The 17,795-nt window shown below is 50.9% G+C and carries 14 protein-coding genes and 1 riboswitch; of the genes, 1 reads left to right on the forward strand and 13 read right to left on the reverse strand.

Annotated features, from left to right (window positions below; all coding sequences use genetic code 11):
- Positions 1 to 356: 356 nt before the first annotated feature.
- Complete coding sequence (locus ABEB26_RS19865; RefSeq protein ID WP_345723802.1) at positions 357 to 1,838, forward strand: flavin-containing monooxygenase; 1,482 nt, start codon at positions 357 to 359, stop codon at positions 1,836 to 1,838.
- Between the two features lie 2 nt (positions 1,839 to 1,840).
- Here ABEB26_RS19865 and ABEB26_RS19870 read toward each other — a convergent pair whose 3' ends face one another.
- The 13 genes from ABEB26_RS19870 to ABEB26_RS19930 form a co-directional block, all read right to left on the reverse strand.
- A complete protein-coding gene (locus ABEB26_RS19870) occupies positions 1,841 to 3,301 on the reverse strand; it encodes a cryptochrome/photolyase family protein (RefSeq protein WP_345723803.1) in 1,461 nt (486 codons plus the stop codon).
- Positions 3,302 to 3,357: 56 nt separating this feature from the next.
- A complete protein-coding gene (locus ABEB26_RS19875) occupies positions 3,358 to 5,562 on the reverse strand; it encodes a reprolysin-like metallopeptidase (protein ID WP_345723804.1) in 2,205 nt (734 codons plus the stop codon).
- A gap of 133 nt (positions 5,563 to 5,695) precedes the next feature.
- Positions 5,696 to 6,067 (reverse strand): hypothetical protein, encoded by a 372-nt coding sequence (locus tag ABEB26_RS19880; RefSeq protein WP_345723805.1) that lies wholly within the window; start codon positions 6,065 to 6,067, stop codon positions 5,696 to 5,698.
- Between the two features lie 57 nt (positions 6,068 to 6,124).
- Positions 6,125 to 6,634 carry a GNAT family N-acetyltransferase gene (locus tag ABEB26_RS19885; protein ID WP_345723806.1) on the reverse strand — a complete coding sequence of 170 codons (510 nt, stop codon included), beginning with the start codon at positions 6,632 to 6,634 and terminating at the stop codon, positions 6,125 to 6,127.
- 61 nt (positions 6,635 to 6,695) lie between these two features.
- Positions 6,696 to 7,913: a methionine adenosyltransferase gene (metK, locus tag ABEB26_RS19890; protein WP_345723807.1), complete on the reverse strand. Its 1,218-nt coding sequence runs from the start codon at positions 7,911 to 7,913 to the stop codon at positions 6,696 to 6,698.
- Positions 7,914 to 8,206: 293 nt separating this feature from the next.
- Complete coding sequence (gene ahcY / locus ABEB26_RS19895) at positions 8,207 to 9,469, reverse strand: adenosylhomocysteinase (RefSeq protein WP_345723809.1); 1,263 nt, start codon at positions 9,467 to 9,469, stop codon at positions 8,207 to 8,209.
- Between the two features lie 113 nt (positions 9,470 to 9,582).
- A complete protein-coding gene (locus ABEB26_RS19900; RefSeq protein ID WP_012189894.1) occupies positions 9,583 to 10,539 on the reverse strand; it encodes a carbohydrate kinase family protein in 957 nt (318 codons plus the stop codon).
- Positions 10,540 to 10,594: 55 nt separating this feature from the next.
- On the reverse strand, positions 10,595 to 11,614 hold the full coding sequence (locus ABEB26_RS19905; protein WP_345723810.1) for a hypothetical protein: 1,020 nt from the start codon (positions 11,612 to 11,614) through the stop codon (positions 10,595 to 10,597).
- On the reverse strand, positions 11,592 to 12,659 hold the full coding sequence (mtnA, locus tag ABEB26_RS19910) for an S-methyl-5-thioribose-1-phosphate isomerase (protein ID WP_345723861.1): 1,068 nt from the start codon (positions 12,657 to 12,659) through the stop codon (positions 11,592 to 11,594). Before mtnA ends, ABEB26_RS19905 begins: the two co-directional genes overlap by 23 nt.
- Positions 12,660 to 12,707: 48 nt before the next feature.
- A riboswitch (SAM riboswitch) is annotated at positions 12,708 to 12,805 on the reverse strand.
- Between the two features lie 106 nt (positions 12,806 to 12,911).
- A complete protein-coding gene (locus ABEB26_RS19915; protein ID WP_345723811.1) occupies positions 12,912 to 14,117 on the reverse strand; it encodes an NAD(P)/FAD-dependent oxidoreductase in 1,206 nt (401 codons plus the stop codon).
- Between the two features lie 82 nt (positions 14,118 to 14,199).
- Entirely contained in the window at positions 14,200 to 14,655 is a 456-nt protein-coding gene (locus ABEB26_RS19920; protein WP_345723812.1) for a GNAT family N-acetyltransferase, read from the reverse strand.
- Between the two features lie 99 nt (positions 14,656 to 14,754).
- Complete coding sequence (locus ABEB26_RS19925) at positions 14,755 to 16,404, reverse strand: FAD-dependent oxidoreductase (protein ID WP_345723813.1); 1,650 nt, start codon at positions 16,402 to 16,404, stop codon at positions 14,755 to 14,757.
- 348 nt (positions 16,405 to 16,752) lie between these two features.
- On the reverse strand, positions 16,753 to 17,733 hold the full coding sequence (locus tag ABEB26_RS19930; RefSeq protein WP_345723814.1) for a polyprenyl synthetase family protein: 981 nt from the start codon (positions 17,731 to 17,733) through the stop codon (positions 16,753 to 16,755).
- Positions 17,734 to 17,795 lie beyond the last annotated feature (62 nt).

Raw genomic sequence — 17,795 nt, forward strand, 5'->3', positions numbered from 1 at the left:
GAAATACACATTGGGCTGATCGGTTCATCGTCGCGGCAACGACCATTGCCAAAGACGGCTAGATACACCCAATTGAGCGCATCTGAACGCGCCTATCCTCATGATTCCTCATGCAATCAGTAGTTCCTCGTTGGGATATATTATAGTACATATGTTCATAATTAAGGCCGCGATTGTCGCTAAGAGTAGCATGGGTCGATTGTGCAAAAAAGTAGTCTTATGGCCAGGATGCTCACGGTCGCACTGCCCAATCAATGAGCATAAACGTTTCTACGGCGCTGGGAGCCAATAAACCCTCGCAGGCATTGCTTGAAGCTTGCTATAATTGAGCCATTGGCTTGGTTATGAGGTGAGCGATGCAAGCGATCGATCTTGATGTGCTAATTGTGGGCGCTGGTTTGTCGGGCATTAGTGCAGCCTATTATCTGCAAACCCGCTGCCCACACAAACGCTATACGATTCTCGAAGGGCGCAAGGCGATTGGCGGTACATGGGATTTGTTTCGTTACCCCGGCATTCGTTCGGATTCGGATATGTACACGCTGGGCTATGCTTTTCGCCCGTGGCATAGTTCGCAGGCAATCGCCGATGGTGCGTCAATTTTGCAGTATATTCGCGAAACGGCCCAAATCTATGGCATCGATCAACAAATTAACTTTGAACATATGGTGCGCCGGATCAGGTGGTCGTCGGAGCAGGCGCTCTGGACGGTGGAGGTTGAGCGCTTGGCTGCGGGCGATTGGGTTCAATATCGCTGTAATTTTTTGTATATGTGCGGCGGTTATTACGATTACACCCAAGGCTACACGCCTGAATGGCCGAGCTTGAGCCAATTTGAAGGGCGAGTGGTGCATCCCCAAGCTTGGCCGCAAAATCTCGATTATCGCGATCAGCGGGTGGTGGTGATTGGTAGCGGCGCGACGGCAATTACCTTGGTTCCGGCCATGGCCGCACAAGCACAGCATGTGACAATGTTGCAACGTTCACCAACCTATGTCGTGGCCCAACCTGCCAGTGATGCCCGCGCCGAGCAGTTGCGGCGTTGGTTGCCTGCCAAATTGGCCTTTCACGTGATCCGCTGGCGAGCGATTATCCAAGGCATAGTTTATTATGTGTTGATGCGAACATTGCCGAAAGTTGCCAAACGCGCCTTGATTAACATGGCCCAGCAAGCACTTGGCGATAGCTATGATGCCAAAATTCACTTCAGCCCAAACTATAACCCGTGGGATCAACGGCTCTGTTTAGCGCCCGATGGCGATTTTTTCAAGGCGCTTAAATCGGGTCAAGCCAGCGTCGTGACAGACCAGATTGAGCAGTTCACCGCCACAGGTATTCAACTGCAATCGGGCCAGCATGTAGCAGCTGATCTAATTGTCACGGCAACTGGTTTGAATTTGCGCTTGCTCAGTGGCATTGAAATCGTCGTTGATGGCCGCAAAGTTGAATTAGGCACAAGCTTGAATTACAAAGGTATGATGCTCAGCGATGTGCCCAATTTGGCCCTGGCGTTTGGCTATACCAACGCTTCGTGGACGCTCAAATGCGAATTAACCTCAATGTATGTCTGCCGCTTGCTGAATTATATGGATCGCCATGGCTATACCAGTTGTATGCCCAAGAATTTTAACCCCACGATGGCGACTGAGCCAGCTCTTAGTTTTACCTCAAGCTATGTCCAACGGGTGATCAAGCATTTGCCCCGCCAAGGTCGCCAACGCCCATGGCGGCTCTACCAAAACTACCTACTCGATTTGCTGATGTTGCGGCTTGGTTCGCTCGATGATGGCAATATGGAGTTTTTTCGCGCTTGGCCTAGCCAACGCCAAGTTGAGTAAACTTACTCACTCGTTTGTAGGGCTGTGCGATAGGCATTCAAGGCTCGTTCGCGGGCCAAGCCATGATCGACAATTGGCGCAGGATAATCACGCCCAATCACACAGCCAAGATGTGCTTGCAAAGCTGGCGGCATCGTCCATGGCTCGTGAATATAGCGATCGGGCACGTTGGCCAATTCGGGCACAAATCGCCGAATATACTGGCCGTGCGGATCGTGCTTTTTGCTCTGGGCAATCGGGTTGAAAATGCGAAAATAGGGTTGAGCTGATGGCCCGCTTGAGCCTGCTGCCCACTGCCAACCGCCGTTATTGGCAGTAATGTCTGCATCACAGAGCTTTCGCATAAAATAGCGCTCTCCCCAACGCCAATCGATCAGCAAGTCTTTGATCAAAAAAGAGGCACTGATCATGCGTACTCGATTATGCATCCATGCCATTTGGTTGAGCTGGCGCTGGCCTGCATCAACAATCGGATAGCCGGTTTGACCTTGTTGCCACGCCGCAAATTCAGTAGGATCGTTACGCCATTCAATCTGATCGTAGCGTGGATCGAGCGAGCCGTTGAGCATATGCGGGTTGTGATAGATCAATTGGGTGTAGTAATCGCGCCAAGCCAATTCCTTGATCCAAGTATCGACTCCTTGACGTTGCTCGGCAGTTAATGGCTCGGTCAACAGATCGACAGCCTGTTTCAAGCATTGGCGAATCGAAATCGTGCCCATGCGCAAATCAACTGAAAGCTGTGAGGTTCCGGCTTCAGCAGGCACTTCGCGGGCCTCGGCATACTTGAGCACCGAAAGCTCCCGCCGCCGATCAAAAAACTGGGCCAAGCGTTGTTGGGCAAGTGCTTCGCCAACCTGCGGAATCGTTTGCTGCAAATCGAAGCCCAAATCAGCCAAAGCTGGAATTGGCAAACTCGCCAAATCGCTTGGCGGGGCCACAAGCTTGCTTGGGGCAGGCACAAGTTGCTCAGCTTGGTGATAGGCTAATTCGCTCCAGCGCTTGACATATGATCCATAGACCAAATAGGGCTTTTGCTCGGTTTTGGTTTTTAGCCCCTCTGGCTCGACTAAAACGCTATCGTGAAACGAATGGGCTTGCAAGCCTTGTTCACGCAACCACTGCTTCACCGCCGTATCGCGTTTGATCGCATAGGGCAAATAATCGCGATTCCAATACACACCGCTGGCGTGGGTTTCGCTAACGAGCCGTTGCAATTCGGCTAGTGGCTGGCCATGGCGCACAATCAAACGGCTACCGAGTTGCTGTAAATCGTGATTGAGTGCTTCGAGCATGGCGAGGGTCACGGCGGTTAGGGCTGCTCCAACATAGCCATCGTGCAGTATCGCATCATCCAAAATAAAAACTGGAATAACTGCCCCAGCGCTAGCTTCGGCTGCGGCATACAAGGCGCGATGATCGGTTAAGCGTAAATCGCGACGGAACCAACAAATCACAGGCATAAAAAAACTCCCCAGATGTACGCAGCATACTACGTACATCTGGGGAGATGGATGGTTTAATTTTTGGTAGCTACAGGCAGATAAACACTGTAGTTCTCAGGGGTTGGGGTAGTGCTTGCCGTCGGTGTCACACTGACGGTTGGGCTTGCCGTTGGTGTCGCCGTTGCGGTTTGGGTTGGCGTTGATGTTTGAGTTGGCGTTGATGTTGGCGTGCGAGTTGGGGTATTGGTTGGGGTATTGGTTGGCGTAACTGGGGTTGGCGTGATGTTAACCCCGTTGATTGTAAAGTTGGCATTGGAAATATCAAAGAAGATATTGTTGGCACAACGCACTTTGATCCGCGCCGCCGCAGCATTAACATTTGGCGCAACAACAGTTTCATCGCCATCGTTGGGGGTATTGCTGACCAAGGCTTCAAAGCTATTGCCGCCATCTTTTGAGAGCAAAATATCAACATTGGCACAGCTAATTGGGGCGGCGGTGGTGTTGGCCACATTCCACGTGACCGACTCGTTTGCACCGCCTGTCCAAGCGATCTCCGTATTGGGTGCAGTTACCAAGAATGGTCCAGCAGTGTTGTTGACAGTCAACACAGCCGTATCCAAGCCATAACCACCAGCCCCAGCGTGGTTATCGCGCACGGTCAAGCGGAAGGTCAGGGTACGGTTGGTGGTTGGCAACGATTCGCCAATTGTGCTGGTGTTGTTCAAAATATCGCTCAACTTGGGCAAGGTACGCACATTGCTAGCAGTTGAATTGAAGCTGCGGAAGATGGGACGTGTACCATTATCGGTATTGGGTGGTGAAGCTGCGCCCAAATCGTATTGTTCCCAATCGTAGGTCAAACTATTGTCTTCAGCATCGTTGGCGCTAGCAGTCAATTCGAATGGCGTATTGGCTGGGATGGTGTAATCGCTGCCGGCATTGGCGACTGGTGGGGTATTGCCGGTGGCTTGGGTTGTACCACAGGTTGCGCCGCCGCCAGTTGTGATGAAGGCTGAAATTTCTTCTAAACTCTTGACGTGGAAGTCGAAGTCGCTGTTTGGTTGCAAGTTTTCCGAGCCACAAATCCCGGCGTAAGCCATAATTGTTGAGCCACTGCCTGGCTCGTAGGCAGCGCTACTGGAGCGATTACTGCCGCCACAACTGCCAGTTGTGCCGTTGAAGGTGTGAAGGCCACCAAATTGGTGACCAATTTCGTGAGCCACATAATCGACATCGAAGGCATCGCCGACTGGTGAGCTTGAGCCGGTTACCCCACGCGCTTTGCTGCCTGATGAACAGACTGATTGTAAGGTAGCGACCCCACCACCGCCAGTGCTAAATACGTGGCCAATATCGTAGTTGGCCCCGCCAATCACGTTGGTCAAGTTGGTTTGGTTTTGGCCAAGCATGGTGCCGCCACTATTGTTGGTGTAGGGGTCGGTGCTGCCATTGGTGTAGACGATTAGATCGTTGTTGGCGATCAATTGCATGCGCACTGAGAGATCGCGTTCGTAGATGCCATTGACCCGATTCATGCTGGTGACGATGGCTGCCATTGCGCTGCTGACCGTGCCACCATGGAAGGTGGTGTATTCGCCAGTAGCGGCCATAGCCAAGCGATAGGTGCGCAAAGTTTCGCCAATTGAGTAGCGTTCAGGGATGACCGATGATAGATTCCCCAATGGATTTAGCTCATAATCGTTGCCTGTGCGTTCAGCCAACTTGCTGGGGTCGGCCACAAAATTGCGAGCATCGTAGACAATATAGTTGGTAGTGTCGTTGCGGCTGTAGGGATCGATAAAAATCCGGCCTGATTCGCTCAAGATCATGCCATGAAAGCCACGTGGCGTAATATCAAGCCGAGCGCTGGTTGAAGGTTGATCAACTGATTGGGCCAAGAAGGTGCGAATTTCGGGAAACTTGGCGGCCAATTCAGGAGCCATAATTGGCGATTCGACGACGCGAAATTTGCCAAATTGACCATCTGGCAGCGGCAAATCCAAAATGAAGCCAGATTGTTGCACTTTGGTTTGCGCTTCTTGAGGTACTTGACGTAAGTGTTGTTGCAATAAATCGAGATCTAAGGCGACCGTGAGGTACACTACTGGAATGATTTCGCGTGAGCCTTTTTGTTGAATGTCCTGTTGATCAACATTCTGCCAAAGCCCATCCGATGAGCTGACACTGGGGCTGACCATAGCAGTTGCAGTGATCACACTAAGCAGCGCAATGATCATAACTGCAACGATGATCATCCATGAACGACCAAGACGCATAGGTATTCCTTTCCACAAAACAGCATGGCCCATTATACAATTAATTAATAGGTATTAACGCAAGCTGCGGCGCGGTGCTATAGGTTAAATGATAAAACCATCCACGACGGATGGTTCAGCGTGTTAGATTCAGTTATTGCTGTTGCTGATTTTGCTCTTGCCATTCAGCATATGAAGTTGGGTTTTGTTTAGGTTTGCGGCTCGCGATCACCGCGAGTTGTTTAACCTGAGCGATTTCAGTTTCAATATCGCTAGAAATTGGCTGCTCATTACGCAATCGTTGGCGTTGTTCGGCTTCAAGCAGTTCAATATAACGCTTTCGATACAAGCTGGCTGCGTTTGCTGAACTTGGATCTTGAGGATTTTTACGCGCCTGATGTAAAACTTGTTGGTAGCGTTGTTTGGCCGCTTGTTTGGCTTCTTCCTTTTTTGATAGATAGGCTAATTGGCTTGCGATGATCAGGCCAATAATTGCCAGCATGATGCCCAAAAAAGCTGTCTCCATAAACATTCTCCCGTATGATTTAGATTTGGTATGATATTGTTGGCTCAACGTTATAAGTTATACCCCATCAAAGGCTGGATGATATGAAATTGTACCATCTAAATCTACTAATGTCCCAACAACTAATTCCATTGCCATAAAAACCTCGGCAGGCACCGGGTAGTGGCAGCGCAAATGCCAGCTAGCGGCAGGCCGAAAGCCAAATCGTTGGTAATACGCTGGATCACCCAAGACAACTAAGGCCTGAATTGCCGCCTGACGACAAGCTTCAAGCCCAGCCTTGACCAAGGCCGCACCGATACCTGTACGTTGGTGGCTTGGTAACACCGCCAATGGCCCCAAGCCCCAAATCTTGATGCGGCTTGGCGCTTGATCATACTGCACCGGGCTGAACAGAATATGCCCAACAATCTGAGCATCTAATTCTGCAACTAACGAAATTGTGGTGCTTGCTTGACGTAATGTATTGACTGAATCTGCTTCATCAATCCGCCCAAACGCTGCTTGATTGATGCTGGTAATGGCGGCCAAATCGGCGTTGGTTTCAGGTCGAATCTGAATCATCATGCTCCTAAAATGCCAAGAGCTACCATCTTGCAGGTAGCTCTCGGTATTGTATTGATTGAACTTACAGGCCAGCTTCAGCGCGAAGCAATTCGGCTTTGTCGGTGCGTTCCCATGGCAAATCGACATCGCTGCGGCCAAAGTGACCGTAGGCAGCGGTTTGGCGATAGATTGGGCGGCGCAGATCGAGATCACGGATGATCGCACCTGGGCGCAGATCAAAGTGCTTGTTGATCAATTCCAACAATTTTTCGTCGCTGACTTTGGCGGTGCCAAAGGTTTCAAACGAGATTGAAAGTGGCTTTGAAACGCCGATTGCATAACTGACTTGCAATTCAAAGCGTTCGGCTAAGCCAGCAGCCACAATGTTTTTGGCAACATAGCGAGCAGCATAGGCAGCTGAGCGGTCAACCTTGGTTGAATCTTTGCCTGAGAATGCGCCGCCACCGTGGCGAGCAACCCCGCCGTAGGTATCAACGATGATCTTGCGGCCAGTCAAGCCTGAATCGCCCATTGGGCCGCCAGTAACGAAGCGCCCAGTTGGGTTGATGAAAATCTTGGTGTTTTCGTCAAGCATGCCTTCAGGAATCACAGGCTTGATCACTAATTCGATCACATCCTTGTGAATCCGCTCGTTATCGACGTTGGGATCATGTTGGGTTGAGATCAACACGGTATCGACGCGCACAGGCTTGCCGTGGCTATATTCGACGGTTACTTGGCTCTTGCCGTCGGGGCGCAAGTAGCCGACTTCGCCAGTTTTGCGCACTTTGGCCAAGCGACGGGTCAATTGGTGAGCTAACGAAATCGTCAAAGGCATAAATTCATCGGTTTCGTTACAAGCAAACCCGAAAACCATACCTTGATCGCCAGCGCCAACTTTTTCAATTTCAGCTTCGCGGCTGGCTTGATCATCGCGTACTTCCAAGGCCACGTCAACGCCTTGAGCAATGTCAGGCGATTGGCCGTGCAAGGCGACGATAATCCCACAGGTTTCGGCATCGAAGCCAAACTTGCCACGGGTGTAGCCGATATCGCTGACGACTTTGCGTACAATATCTTGGACTTCAACATAGCCCTTGGTGGTAACTTCGCCAAGCACCACGATCAAGCCGGTGGTGGTAGCGGTTTCGCAAGCCACCCGCGACATGGGGTCTTGGGCCAACAATTCATCCAAGATCGCATCGGAAACTTGGTCACAAATTTTATCGGGGTGTCCTTCAGTCACCGATTCTGAGGTGAAGAAGAACTGTGGAGCACGCATAAACGTAGTTGCATCCATTGAGTTTTATCTCCTAAATCTATGGTTAACCAATCTTGAAATTCCACACTCATTGGGTTCTCTGAGGATTGGTTTGGTTGCTAATGCTTGGATTCCCTCACCCCAGCCCCTCGCCGACTGCGGCGGTAGAGGGGTATTTGTTTCCCCCTCGCCTCGCGTGCAGGAGAGGGGGCTAGGGGGTGAGGGAATATTGCTAATACTGAAGCCGAAGGCGGATTAATGCACTTCGGCCTCAGTCACGTTAGCATAAGATCGTTGAACTAGCCTGAACCAGCCTCAAACGATCGATCAGACTAGGTGCCTTCTTCCCATGAGTTGAGGTAGGTTACTTGAGCTTCGGTCAAGATATCGATGCTGATACCCATTGCTGCAAGCTTCAAGCGAGCAATTTCTTGGTCAACTTCGACTGGCAAGGCGTACACTTTGTTTTCCAACTTGCCTTTGTTGGTCAAGAGGTATTCGCTGGCCAAAGCTTGGTTGGCGAATGATTGATCCATCACGGCGCTTGGGTGACCTTCAGCCGAAGCCAAGTTGATCAAGCGGCCTTCGCCCAACAAGTTGATGCGGCGGCCATCAGCCATGACATATTGATCGATGAATTCGCGTGGTTGTTTCTTTTCAACTGCCATTTTTTCCAAGGCTGGAATATCGATTTCAACGTTGAAGTGGCCTGAGTTACAAACAATCGCGCCATCTTTCATTGCATCGAAATCTTCAGCATCGAGTACGTGAATATCGCCAGTGGCGGTGATGAAGATATCGCCAATGCGAGCAGCTTCAACCATTGGCATCACGCGGAAGCCGTCCATTGCAGCTTCGAGCGCCTTGATTGAATCGATTTCGGTGACGATGATGTTGGCACCTAGACCGTGGGCACGCATTGCGATCCCTTTTGAACACCAGCCGTAACCGGCTACAACCACGGTTTTACCAGCGATCAACACATTGGTTGCGCGGATGATCCCGTCGAGGGTTGATTGGCCAGTGCCATAGCGGTTGTCGAACAAGTGCTTGGTTTGGCTGTCGTTAACTGCAATCACTGGGAATTCGAGCACGCCTTGGTTGGCCATCGCGCGAAGCCGAATCACACCGGTGGTGGTTTCTTCGGTTGAGCCAAGCAAGTTTGGCAACAATTCGCGGCGATCTTTCAACACGGCGCTCACGAGGTCAGCACCATCGTCCATGGTGATGTGAGGAGCATGGTCGAGGGCAGCTTTCAAGTGATTGTAATAGGTTGCGTTATCTTCGCCCTTGATGGCATAGACGGGGATTTCGTCGTATTGCACCAGTGCTGCAGCAACATCATCTTGGGTTGAAAGTGGGTTTGAGGCTGCCAACACAATATCAGCGCCACCAGCTTGGAGTGTGCGCATCAAGTTTGCGGTTTCAGCGGTAACGTGCAAACAGGCCGACATTTTGAGGCCTTCGAGTGGACGTTCTTTGGCGAACCGCTCGCGCAATTGGCGCAACACTGGCATTTCTTGCTCGGCCCAGGCGATGCGGCGCATGCCTTCGTCGGCCAGCTTAATATCCTTAATATCGAAATCCTTAGCCACGAAAAACTCCTTAATAAAAGTATGAAGGCAGAGGGATGAAGGATGAACCGCACCCCTGAATACCTGAATCGTAAGCTACCGAAGCAGCATTACTGACATGACCATGGTTGAACTTAGCCAAATAATTCAGCTAAGAGTGGTTCGGCTCCAAAGTTTTCTTCATAGCGTGCCATGAATTCAGCTTTGGTGTGGCGATGTTCTTGCGTGCCGTGATGCTCGATGGCATAGCAAGCCGTCAAGCTGGCGATCCGACCGGTAACTGGCATGGGCAAGCCTGCCAAGTAACCTCGCACAAATCCGGCGCGGAATGCATCGCCTGCTCCAGTCGGGTCGGCCACAATTGTGGGCTTGGCCGCTGGAATCTCATAAACTTGGCCATTTTGGTAGATTGTAGCACCTTCGCCGCCTTTGGTAACAACCGTTAGGCCAACGACTTGATGCAATTCTTCCTCGGTGCAGCCAATTTTTTCTGCCATCATGGCAAATTCATAATCGTTGCCGATCAAGGCTGCGGCGCTGCGACAGCCTGCCAGCAATTCTGGGCCGTTCATGCGGGGTGCTTGCATGCTTGGGTCATACAAGTAGGGAATATTGTTGGTTTGGCATTCGATCACCAGTTGCGCCATGGCAGCCGGGTCGTTTGGAGCGATAATCACGAAATCGGGGCGATGCCCGTCGAGTGGCAAGCGTTGGCGATGCGCTTGAGCCATCGCACCAGGGTAGAAGGCGGTAATTTGGTTATCGGAAAGGTCGGTGTTGATAAAGCACGAAGCCGTAAAATCACCTTCGATCACTTTGATCAAGCCAGTATCGACCCCAGCGTTTTCGAGCCAAGTGCGATATTCGCTGAAATCTTCGCCAACTGTGCCCATAACCGTGGGGCGTTCGCCAAGCAAAGCCAAGTTATAGGCAATATTTGGCCCAGTGCCGCCACGCATGCGCTTCATTGATTCTACCAAGAAGCTCACGCTCAACACGTGAACTTTATCGGCCAAAATATGATCTTTGAATTGCCCAGGAAACACCATGATGTAATCGTAGGCAATTGATCCAGCTACAACAATCCGCACGAACAAACTCCTATATGAGAACGATACCGCTGCTATGCTACGTGGATAGCAGCGCTCACTGCAATTTATAGTGCGTCCGAATGACGCGGCTAACCTCGGCCAACAGGCCAAGTGCGTGATCGGCATGGTTTGGCTCGTGTTGAGCGAGACCATGTGCGATAGTTAATAACGAGCCATCAAGCATGCGACTGTTGAGTATATCGTGATCGAGTGCTTCACGTAATAATTCAGTCCATTCGTTGATGACATCACTGACCTGAATTTCAGCCAGTTGCGCGGGATCACTGGGCAAACATTCCCAAATAATCGCCCCGCCATTTTCTAAATAATCATTGATGCACTTGCCACAAGCCAGCAAATCTTGGCGTTGTTGTTTGCTACACACCAATACCCGCATGCCGCTATTGATCAACAAGGGCCAATCGACGGCGATACCAGTTGGTGCAATCCCACAAGCAATCGGGCTATGTTGAATTGCTTCAGCCAACAAACCATAGGCTTCAGCTTGGCTAATTGGGCTAAATGGATGCGCTTGGGCATTCCAAAATGGCTCAATCAAACAGACCCAACCTTGGATATCGTGGATGCGCAATTCGCGTGCTAGCCAACCAATCCGTAAGTGTAAATGCTGTGTCAAGACCTCGCGCAAGCGTTGATCGGCCAATAATGGTCGTTCTTGGTCATCGACAAGCGTCAAACCTAAGCTCAACGGCCCATATAAACCAAAACCCAAGGCTTGTGGTAGCAACTGACGATCATTAAGCCATGGCGTATGATCAAGCAATTGTTCAACGCTGTCAACTGCCACATGACCAACCGTATTTTCGAGATAGGCCAATTGATGGGCTTCAAGCTGGCGTTCGAGCTGAGCTAGATCGAAGTGTGGGTCGCTGTTCAAACCAGGAAAACCATGGGTGCTCAAACGCCATAAGGGCTGAGCAACAAAGGTTGGGGCAACCGGATAGCCCTGAGTCCAACGCATTTGGGCTGCCCAGGCACTTGCCTGATTGGTGTAGGGCAGATCAAATGGGGCAATCGCTTGACAGCGAAACTCACTGGCTAGCGTTGGCGGCATTGGCAGCCTCAACCATGGTTTGCAAATGTTCAGCAAAGGGCGGGTAGGCAATGCCTTGTTCGGTAATAATTGCCGTTACCAAGTGGGCTGGAGTCACATCAAAAGCCGGATGCGCCACCTTAATGCCTGCTGCCGCAATTGCCTGTTGCCCAATATGGGTAACTTCTTGGCTTGAACGTTGCTCGATTGGAATTGCCGCACCATTGGCAGTCTGCAAATCAATGGTCGATGTTGGTGCCGCAACATACAATGGAATATTGTGCGCTTTGGCCAACACCGCCAACCCATAGGTGCCAATTTTGTTGGCAACATCGCCGTTAGCCGCAATCCGATCCGAGCCAACAATAATACAATCAACCTGGCCTTGCTGCATAAAATAAGCGGCCATGTTATCGGTAATTAAAGTTAAATCGATGCCTGCCTGTTGCAATTCCCACGCGGTAAGGCGTGCGCCCTGCAAGAATGGTCGGGTTTCATCGACCCAAACATGAATTGGCTGACCATCCTCATGAACTGCGCGAATTGGTGCGAGGGCTGTGCCATAGGCTGCCGTAGCTAAACCACCAGCATTGCAGTGGGTCAGCACATTGCGTGATTGAGCCAACAGCACTTTGCCATGTTGGCCAATTGCGCGACACATTGCCTCGTCTTGGTCGCGAATTGCCTCGGCCTCAGCCAACAACCGCTGGCGTAATTGATCAACCTCAAGTGTTTGATTTGCCTGCGCTACGTCGAGCATGCGCTGTGTGGCCCAAGCTAAATTGATCGCCGTAGGCCGCGCTTCATCAAGCAGCGCTTTGGCTTTGGCTAGTTTTTCGAGCAATTTACTGCTGGTTTGGGCCGTGCTGCGTTGGGCTGCCAAGGCCATGCCATAGGCTGCCGTGATGCCAATTGCTGGAGCGCCTCGCACTTGCATTGAGCGAATTGCTTCAATCACGCTATTTAAATCCTCACAACGCACAATATCCAGCGTGGCTGGCAAGCGACGTTGGTCGATCAAACAGGGAACTTTATCCCACCAAACAGTTTTGAGTACTTCAGCCATTGGTTGCATTACACAAAAAAACCTCTCAGAGAGAGGCCCGCATGCTCAAACTCATCTATCAGGCCGAACCTGCAGGATTTGGCACCTTCCAAAAATGGGGTTGCCGGGCTTCGTCGGGCCAGTCCCTCTGCCCATCTCGATGAGAGATCGCTTATTCACTGATTTTCCACAGTTCGGTTGGCGATTATAGCATAGTCAATTGCTTGTGACAAATGGCTTTTAGCGCGATTTGGGCAGGTTGCCCAAGTTGGCTCAATGGCGATCAAGCCGAAAGATCGTTGCATCGGGGTTAGTTCTTTGACACAAGCGATCGCGCAAAAGTTCGGCGGCGACTACACTATAGGTGATGCCATTGCCGCCATAGCCCAGCGCCACCAAAATTCGTGGCTGATCGGGCAGATTGTCGATGTAGGGCAGGCCATCGCTGGTTTCGCCAAAAGTGCCAGCCCAACGATAATCGATATGCAGCGGAATATGCGGGAAAAATTGATTAAAACGTTTGGTTAATTTGGCGGCTTTGCGTTCAAGCAAGGCATCGCGTTTAGCAGGCAGATCAATCTGATCATCTTCGCCGCCGATGATCGCCCTCCCTTCGCTGGTGGTACGCAGGTAGACATATGGTCGAGCGCTTTCCCAAATCAAACATTGCTCATACCAGCCACTAAAATCGGTTAATGGCTCGCTGGCAAGTGCATAGCTGCTGCGAAATTTTACCAATTTGGGCTTGATATAGTGTTGAGCTTCATAGCCTGCCGCCAAAATCAAGTATTTGGCATGAATTTGACAACCTGTTTCGGTGGTGACCGTCACGCCAGCGCTATCGGCCTGCCATTCTTTGGCCGCAGTTCGATCAAAGATTTGTACGCCACGTTGCGCTGAATGTTTGAAGATCGCATGGGCTAGTTGAAAGGCATCAACCTCACCCGCATTGTAGGAATACAGCGCCGCCGGAGCGGTAAAACTAAACCGTTCACCAATTGCGCCTTTGTCGAGGTAGTCTAAGTTGAAACCATAAGCTTGACGTAAGGCGAATTCTTGGCGCAATTGTTTGACATGCCAACGGCTACTTGCCAAATATAAACTGGTTTTATGTGAAAAATGGTCTGCTACACCAACCTTCTGTGCTAAATCGGCAACCTTATCAATCGCCTCGCGACACAAGTGATAGGCGCGAACTGCCTGTTGCTCGCCAACCAATTTAACCAATTCAGTCAATGGCGTATCGATTTCATATTGCAGCAAGGCGGTGCTAGCGCTGGTGCTGCCCCCAGCAAGCTCGCGTTTTTCCAGCACCACTGTATCGATATTGGCCTCACTGAGGTAGTGGGCGATCAGCGCTCCGCTAATACCGCCGCCAATCACCACAACCTCACATGTCAAATCATTTTGCAAACGAGGGTAGATAGATAACAAGCCATTTTTGACTGCCCAAAACGGATACCCGCTATTTAAATCCATTGTTTGGCTGCTCCTGATATGTGCGCTTTGGGCAGGCTTTGAGCAAGGGTTATGCCGCTAGATAAAGGGTAATCGTGGCTGATTAATCCTGTGCAACCAAAGAATACATCGCCACAATGCGACCAGCTGGATCGCAGGATTGCTCTTGGAAGCCTAAGGATTGATAGAGGTTGCGGGCGGCATGATTATGTTCGCGATAGCTTAACCAGACCTGATCTACATCTCCTAATGCCGCTACCTCAGCTAAAATCGCCTGCATCGCTGCTCGTCCGTAGCCTTGGCCTTGAAAAGCCTGATCGATCATTAATCGCGCAACCCGATATTGGCCAGTGTTTGGGCTAATTCCATAAACCGCCAAGCCAACCAACGTAGAGGATTGATTTATAAGCGCTCGAACTTGCATAGTGGGATAAAATTGCGCCTCGGCAATTGAATAGAGGTTGGACGCGACGAAATCTTGCTGTTCGGCAGGCAAACTTAATGCGCAACATGCTTGCCAATTATCGCGTGTAACCGGAACTAAGTTGACAATCATCATCGTTTCCTTGATTAATCAGTATTGTTCTGCATTACACCAGAAAACCCTGTTGCAATGCAACAGGGTTTAGGCATGACACATGAACAACTCTAAAAATGATTAATGAGTAAAAGCCTTCAAGGTCAACGCACCGCCAGCTAGTGTCGCGACATTCTCAAAGCCGCTTTGGCGCAAAATCCGGTAGGCGATGTAGCTGCGCATGCCAACCATACAGTGCAAGCGAATTGGCCGCCCTTCGGCTTGGGCTTTGAGGCTTGGAATGGCTGCGCGTAATTCAGCCAGTGGCAGATTAATCGCCTGCGGAATGTGCCAGGCTGCATATTCATCAGGGTTGCGCACATCAACGATCAGCGCATGCTCGGTGATCGCGGGGTATTCCTCGGCATACCAGAATTTCACCGTGCCATCGAGTAGGTTGCTAGCCAAAAATCCGGCCATATTAATTGGATCTTTGGCCGAGCCATAGGGCGGCGCATAGGCCAACTCTAGCTCAGTCAAATCGTGGACGCTCATTTTAGCGCGAATTGCCGTTGCCAAGACATCGATGCGTTTATCGACCCCAGCGCCACCGACGATTTGTGCCCCTAAAATTCTGCCATCGGCAGGGGCAAACAACAGTTTGAGGTGCATTTGTTGGGCATCGGGGTAGTAGCCCGCGTGATCGTTGGGGTGCAAATAGATTTTGTGGTAAGCCCGTTTGGCGCGTTGCAGGCTCTTTTCCGAGGCTCCGGTCATGGCGCAGGTGGTTGTATGCACTTTGACGATTGCCGTGCCTTGGCTGGAATGATAACGGCTGCTGCGCCCAAGCATATGCTCCGCCACGATGCGACCTTGGCGGTTGGCCGGCCCTGCCAGTGCGATCAAGGCTGGTTGCTGCAACACAGTATCTTGCACTTCAATCACATCGCCAGCAGCATAAATCGCTGGGTCGGATGTTTGCAGATGCTGGTTGACGGCGATGCCGCCACGTTCGCCAAGCGTCAGGCCTGCGGCTTGAGCTAATTGGCTGGCTGGTCGCACGCCAACCGCCATAATCACCAAATCGGTTTTAATCTGCCGCCCATCGCTGAGATGTACGGCGATCTGCTGATTGGTTGGTACAAAGCGCTGAGCACTGGCTCCAAGATGCAATTTGACCCCGTGTTGTTGCAGCAAATCAGCAACTTCGCTGACCATCTCATGATCAAATAAAGGCAAAACTTGCTTGGCCAGTTCAACCAACTCGACGGTTAGGCCACGTTGTTGCAAGGCCTCAATCATTTCGAGGCCAATATAACCAGCGCCGATTACCACTGCATGACGTGCGCCATCGGCCAATAATTGATTGATCTGATCAACATCCGGGATGCTACGAACTGTGTGAATTTGCGGTAAATCGCTGCCAGGAATTGGCAATTGCAAGGCTTGGCTGCCGACCGCAATCAACAATTTATCGTAGCGCTCTTGGATTGGCGTGGGCTGTTGGGGTGTTTTGATCGTCACGATTTTTTGCTGGGGATCAATCGCGATCACCTCGTGTTGCAAGCGTAGGTCGAGATTAAAAGTTTGGCGTAGATATTTAGGGCTGGCAACTAAGAGCTTTTCGCGTTCGGCGATTGTGCCAGCGATATGATAAGGCAAGCCACAATTGGCATACGAAACATACTCGCCACGTTCCAACACCACAATCTCGGCATGTTCGTCGAGCCGACGGAGGCGGGTGGCGGCACTCATGCCTGCAGCGACCCCGCCGATAATCACAATTTTCATCACAAGCCTCAAATTTAAATGGCAACATCAATTGCTACTTAATTGATGCAGCTTGCAGCGATTTTGTTACATTCTTCACAACAAGGTTTGGGGTAACGGACGAGCAAGCCAGCATCAACATTAATCATAAAGCGTTTGTGGCTGAAATACGTGATTAGATGGTTGGCGAAAGCGTGCCAATTCGCTACTTGGCGCATAAATGATTCATACGATTGATAATCCATTTTGTCCCCTCACCCCCAGCCCCTCGCCCGCCGCAGTGGGCGAGGGGCTGGGGGTGAGGGAAGACATTCAAAAACCCTGCTGCACTGCAACAGGGTTTCGAGTAGCAAGTAATCGTGATGAATTTTAGAAATGGCGATCGAGCACGTATTCGGCGATTTCACGTAGCAGCTCTTTGGCATCTGATGGCGGAAAGATATCGAGTGCTGCCAAGCCACGTTGGGTAATCTCACGAGCTTGGGCGATCGCTTGATCGATGCCACCAAGCTGTTTCACTTGGCTAATTGCTTGGGTAACTTGCTCATCACTAAGTTGCTCGTATTGGTCAAGCAAGTTGACCAACGGATGCTCGTGATGATCTTTGACCGCCAAGATTAAGGGCAAGGTGATTGTGCCTTCACGTAAATCGTTGCCAGCAGGCTTGCCGAGGGTTTCCTCAGTGCTAACGAAATCGAGAATATCATCGACAATTTGGAAGGCTAAACCAATATCGTAGCCATAACGGGCGGCGGCCTCAATTTCCTCGGGGCTACCACCACCACAAACTACCCCAGCAGCAGCAGCGGCTTCAAACAAAGCGGCGGTTTTACCACCAATTTTGGCATAATATTGTTCGAGGGCTGTTGCCGTGGGGAGCGTCGCCATAACGGGGTGCAATTCAGAAGCTGAAATCGTCATAACCGATTCAGCGAAAATCTGAATCACCCGTGGGTCGGGAGCTAGTGCCATTTCGCCAGCAGCCACCGCAAACAGGTAATCACCAACCATCAATGCTACGCCTTGATCCCATTTGGCATGGACGGTAACTTTGCCCCGGCGGCGGTCGGCATCATCGACTAAATCGTCGTGAACCAAACTGGCTGCATGAATCAACTCGACAGCAGTTGCCGCATGCAAGCTATCGCTCAAACGGTAGCGCCCTAATTGCGACGCAAGCAGAACCATCATGGCCCGTAAACGCTTGCCACCAGAGCTAACAATGTGTTGACCAGCAGCCGTGATCAGCGCCGATTGCGATTCGACTCGCTGCATAATGCGATCTTCGACGGCTTGCAGATCATGGCGTAACGTGCTTGGGATTTCCAATTGTTTTAATGTGTGCGTCATAGCACGCTTCCTACATAAATTCGGTCTTTGTGAAAGTTATCGCGTAGAGCAAAGCATACCCG

It is taken from the genome of Herpetosiphon gulosus (assembly GCF_039545135.1).
Classification (GTDB): domain Bacteria; phylum Chloroflexota; class Chloroflexia; order Chloroflexales; family Herpetosiphonaceae; genus Herpetosiphon; species Herpetosiphon gulosus.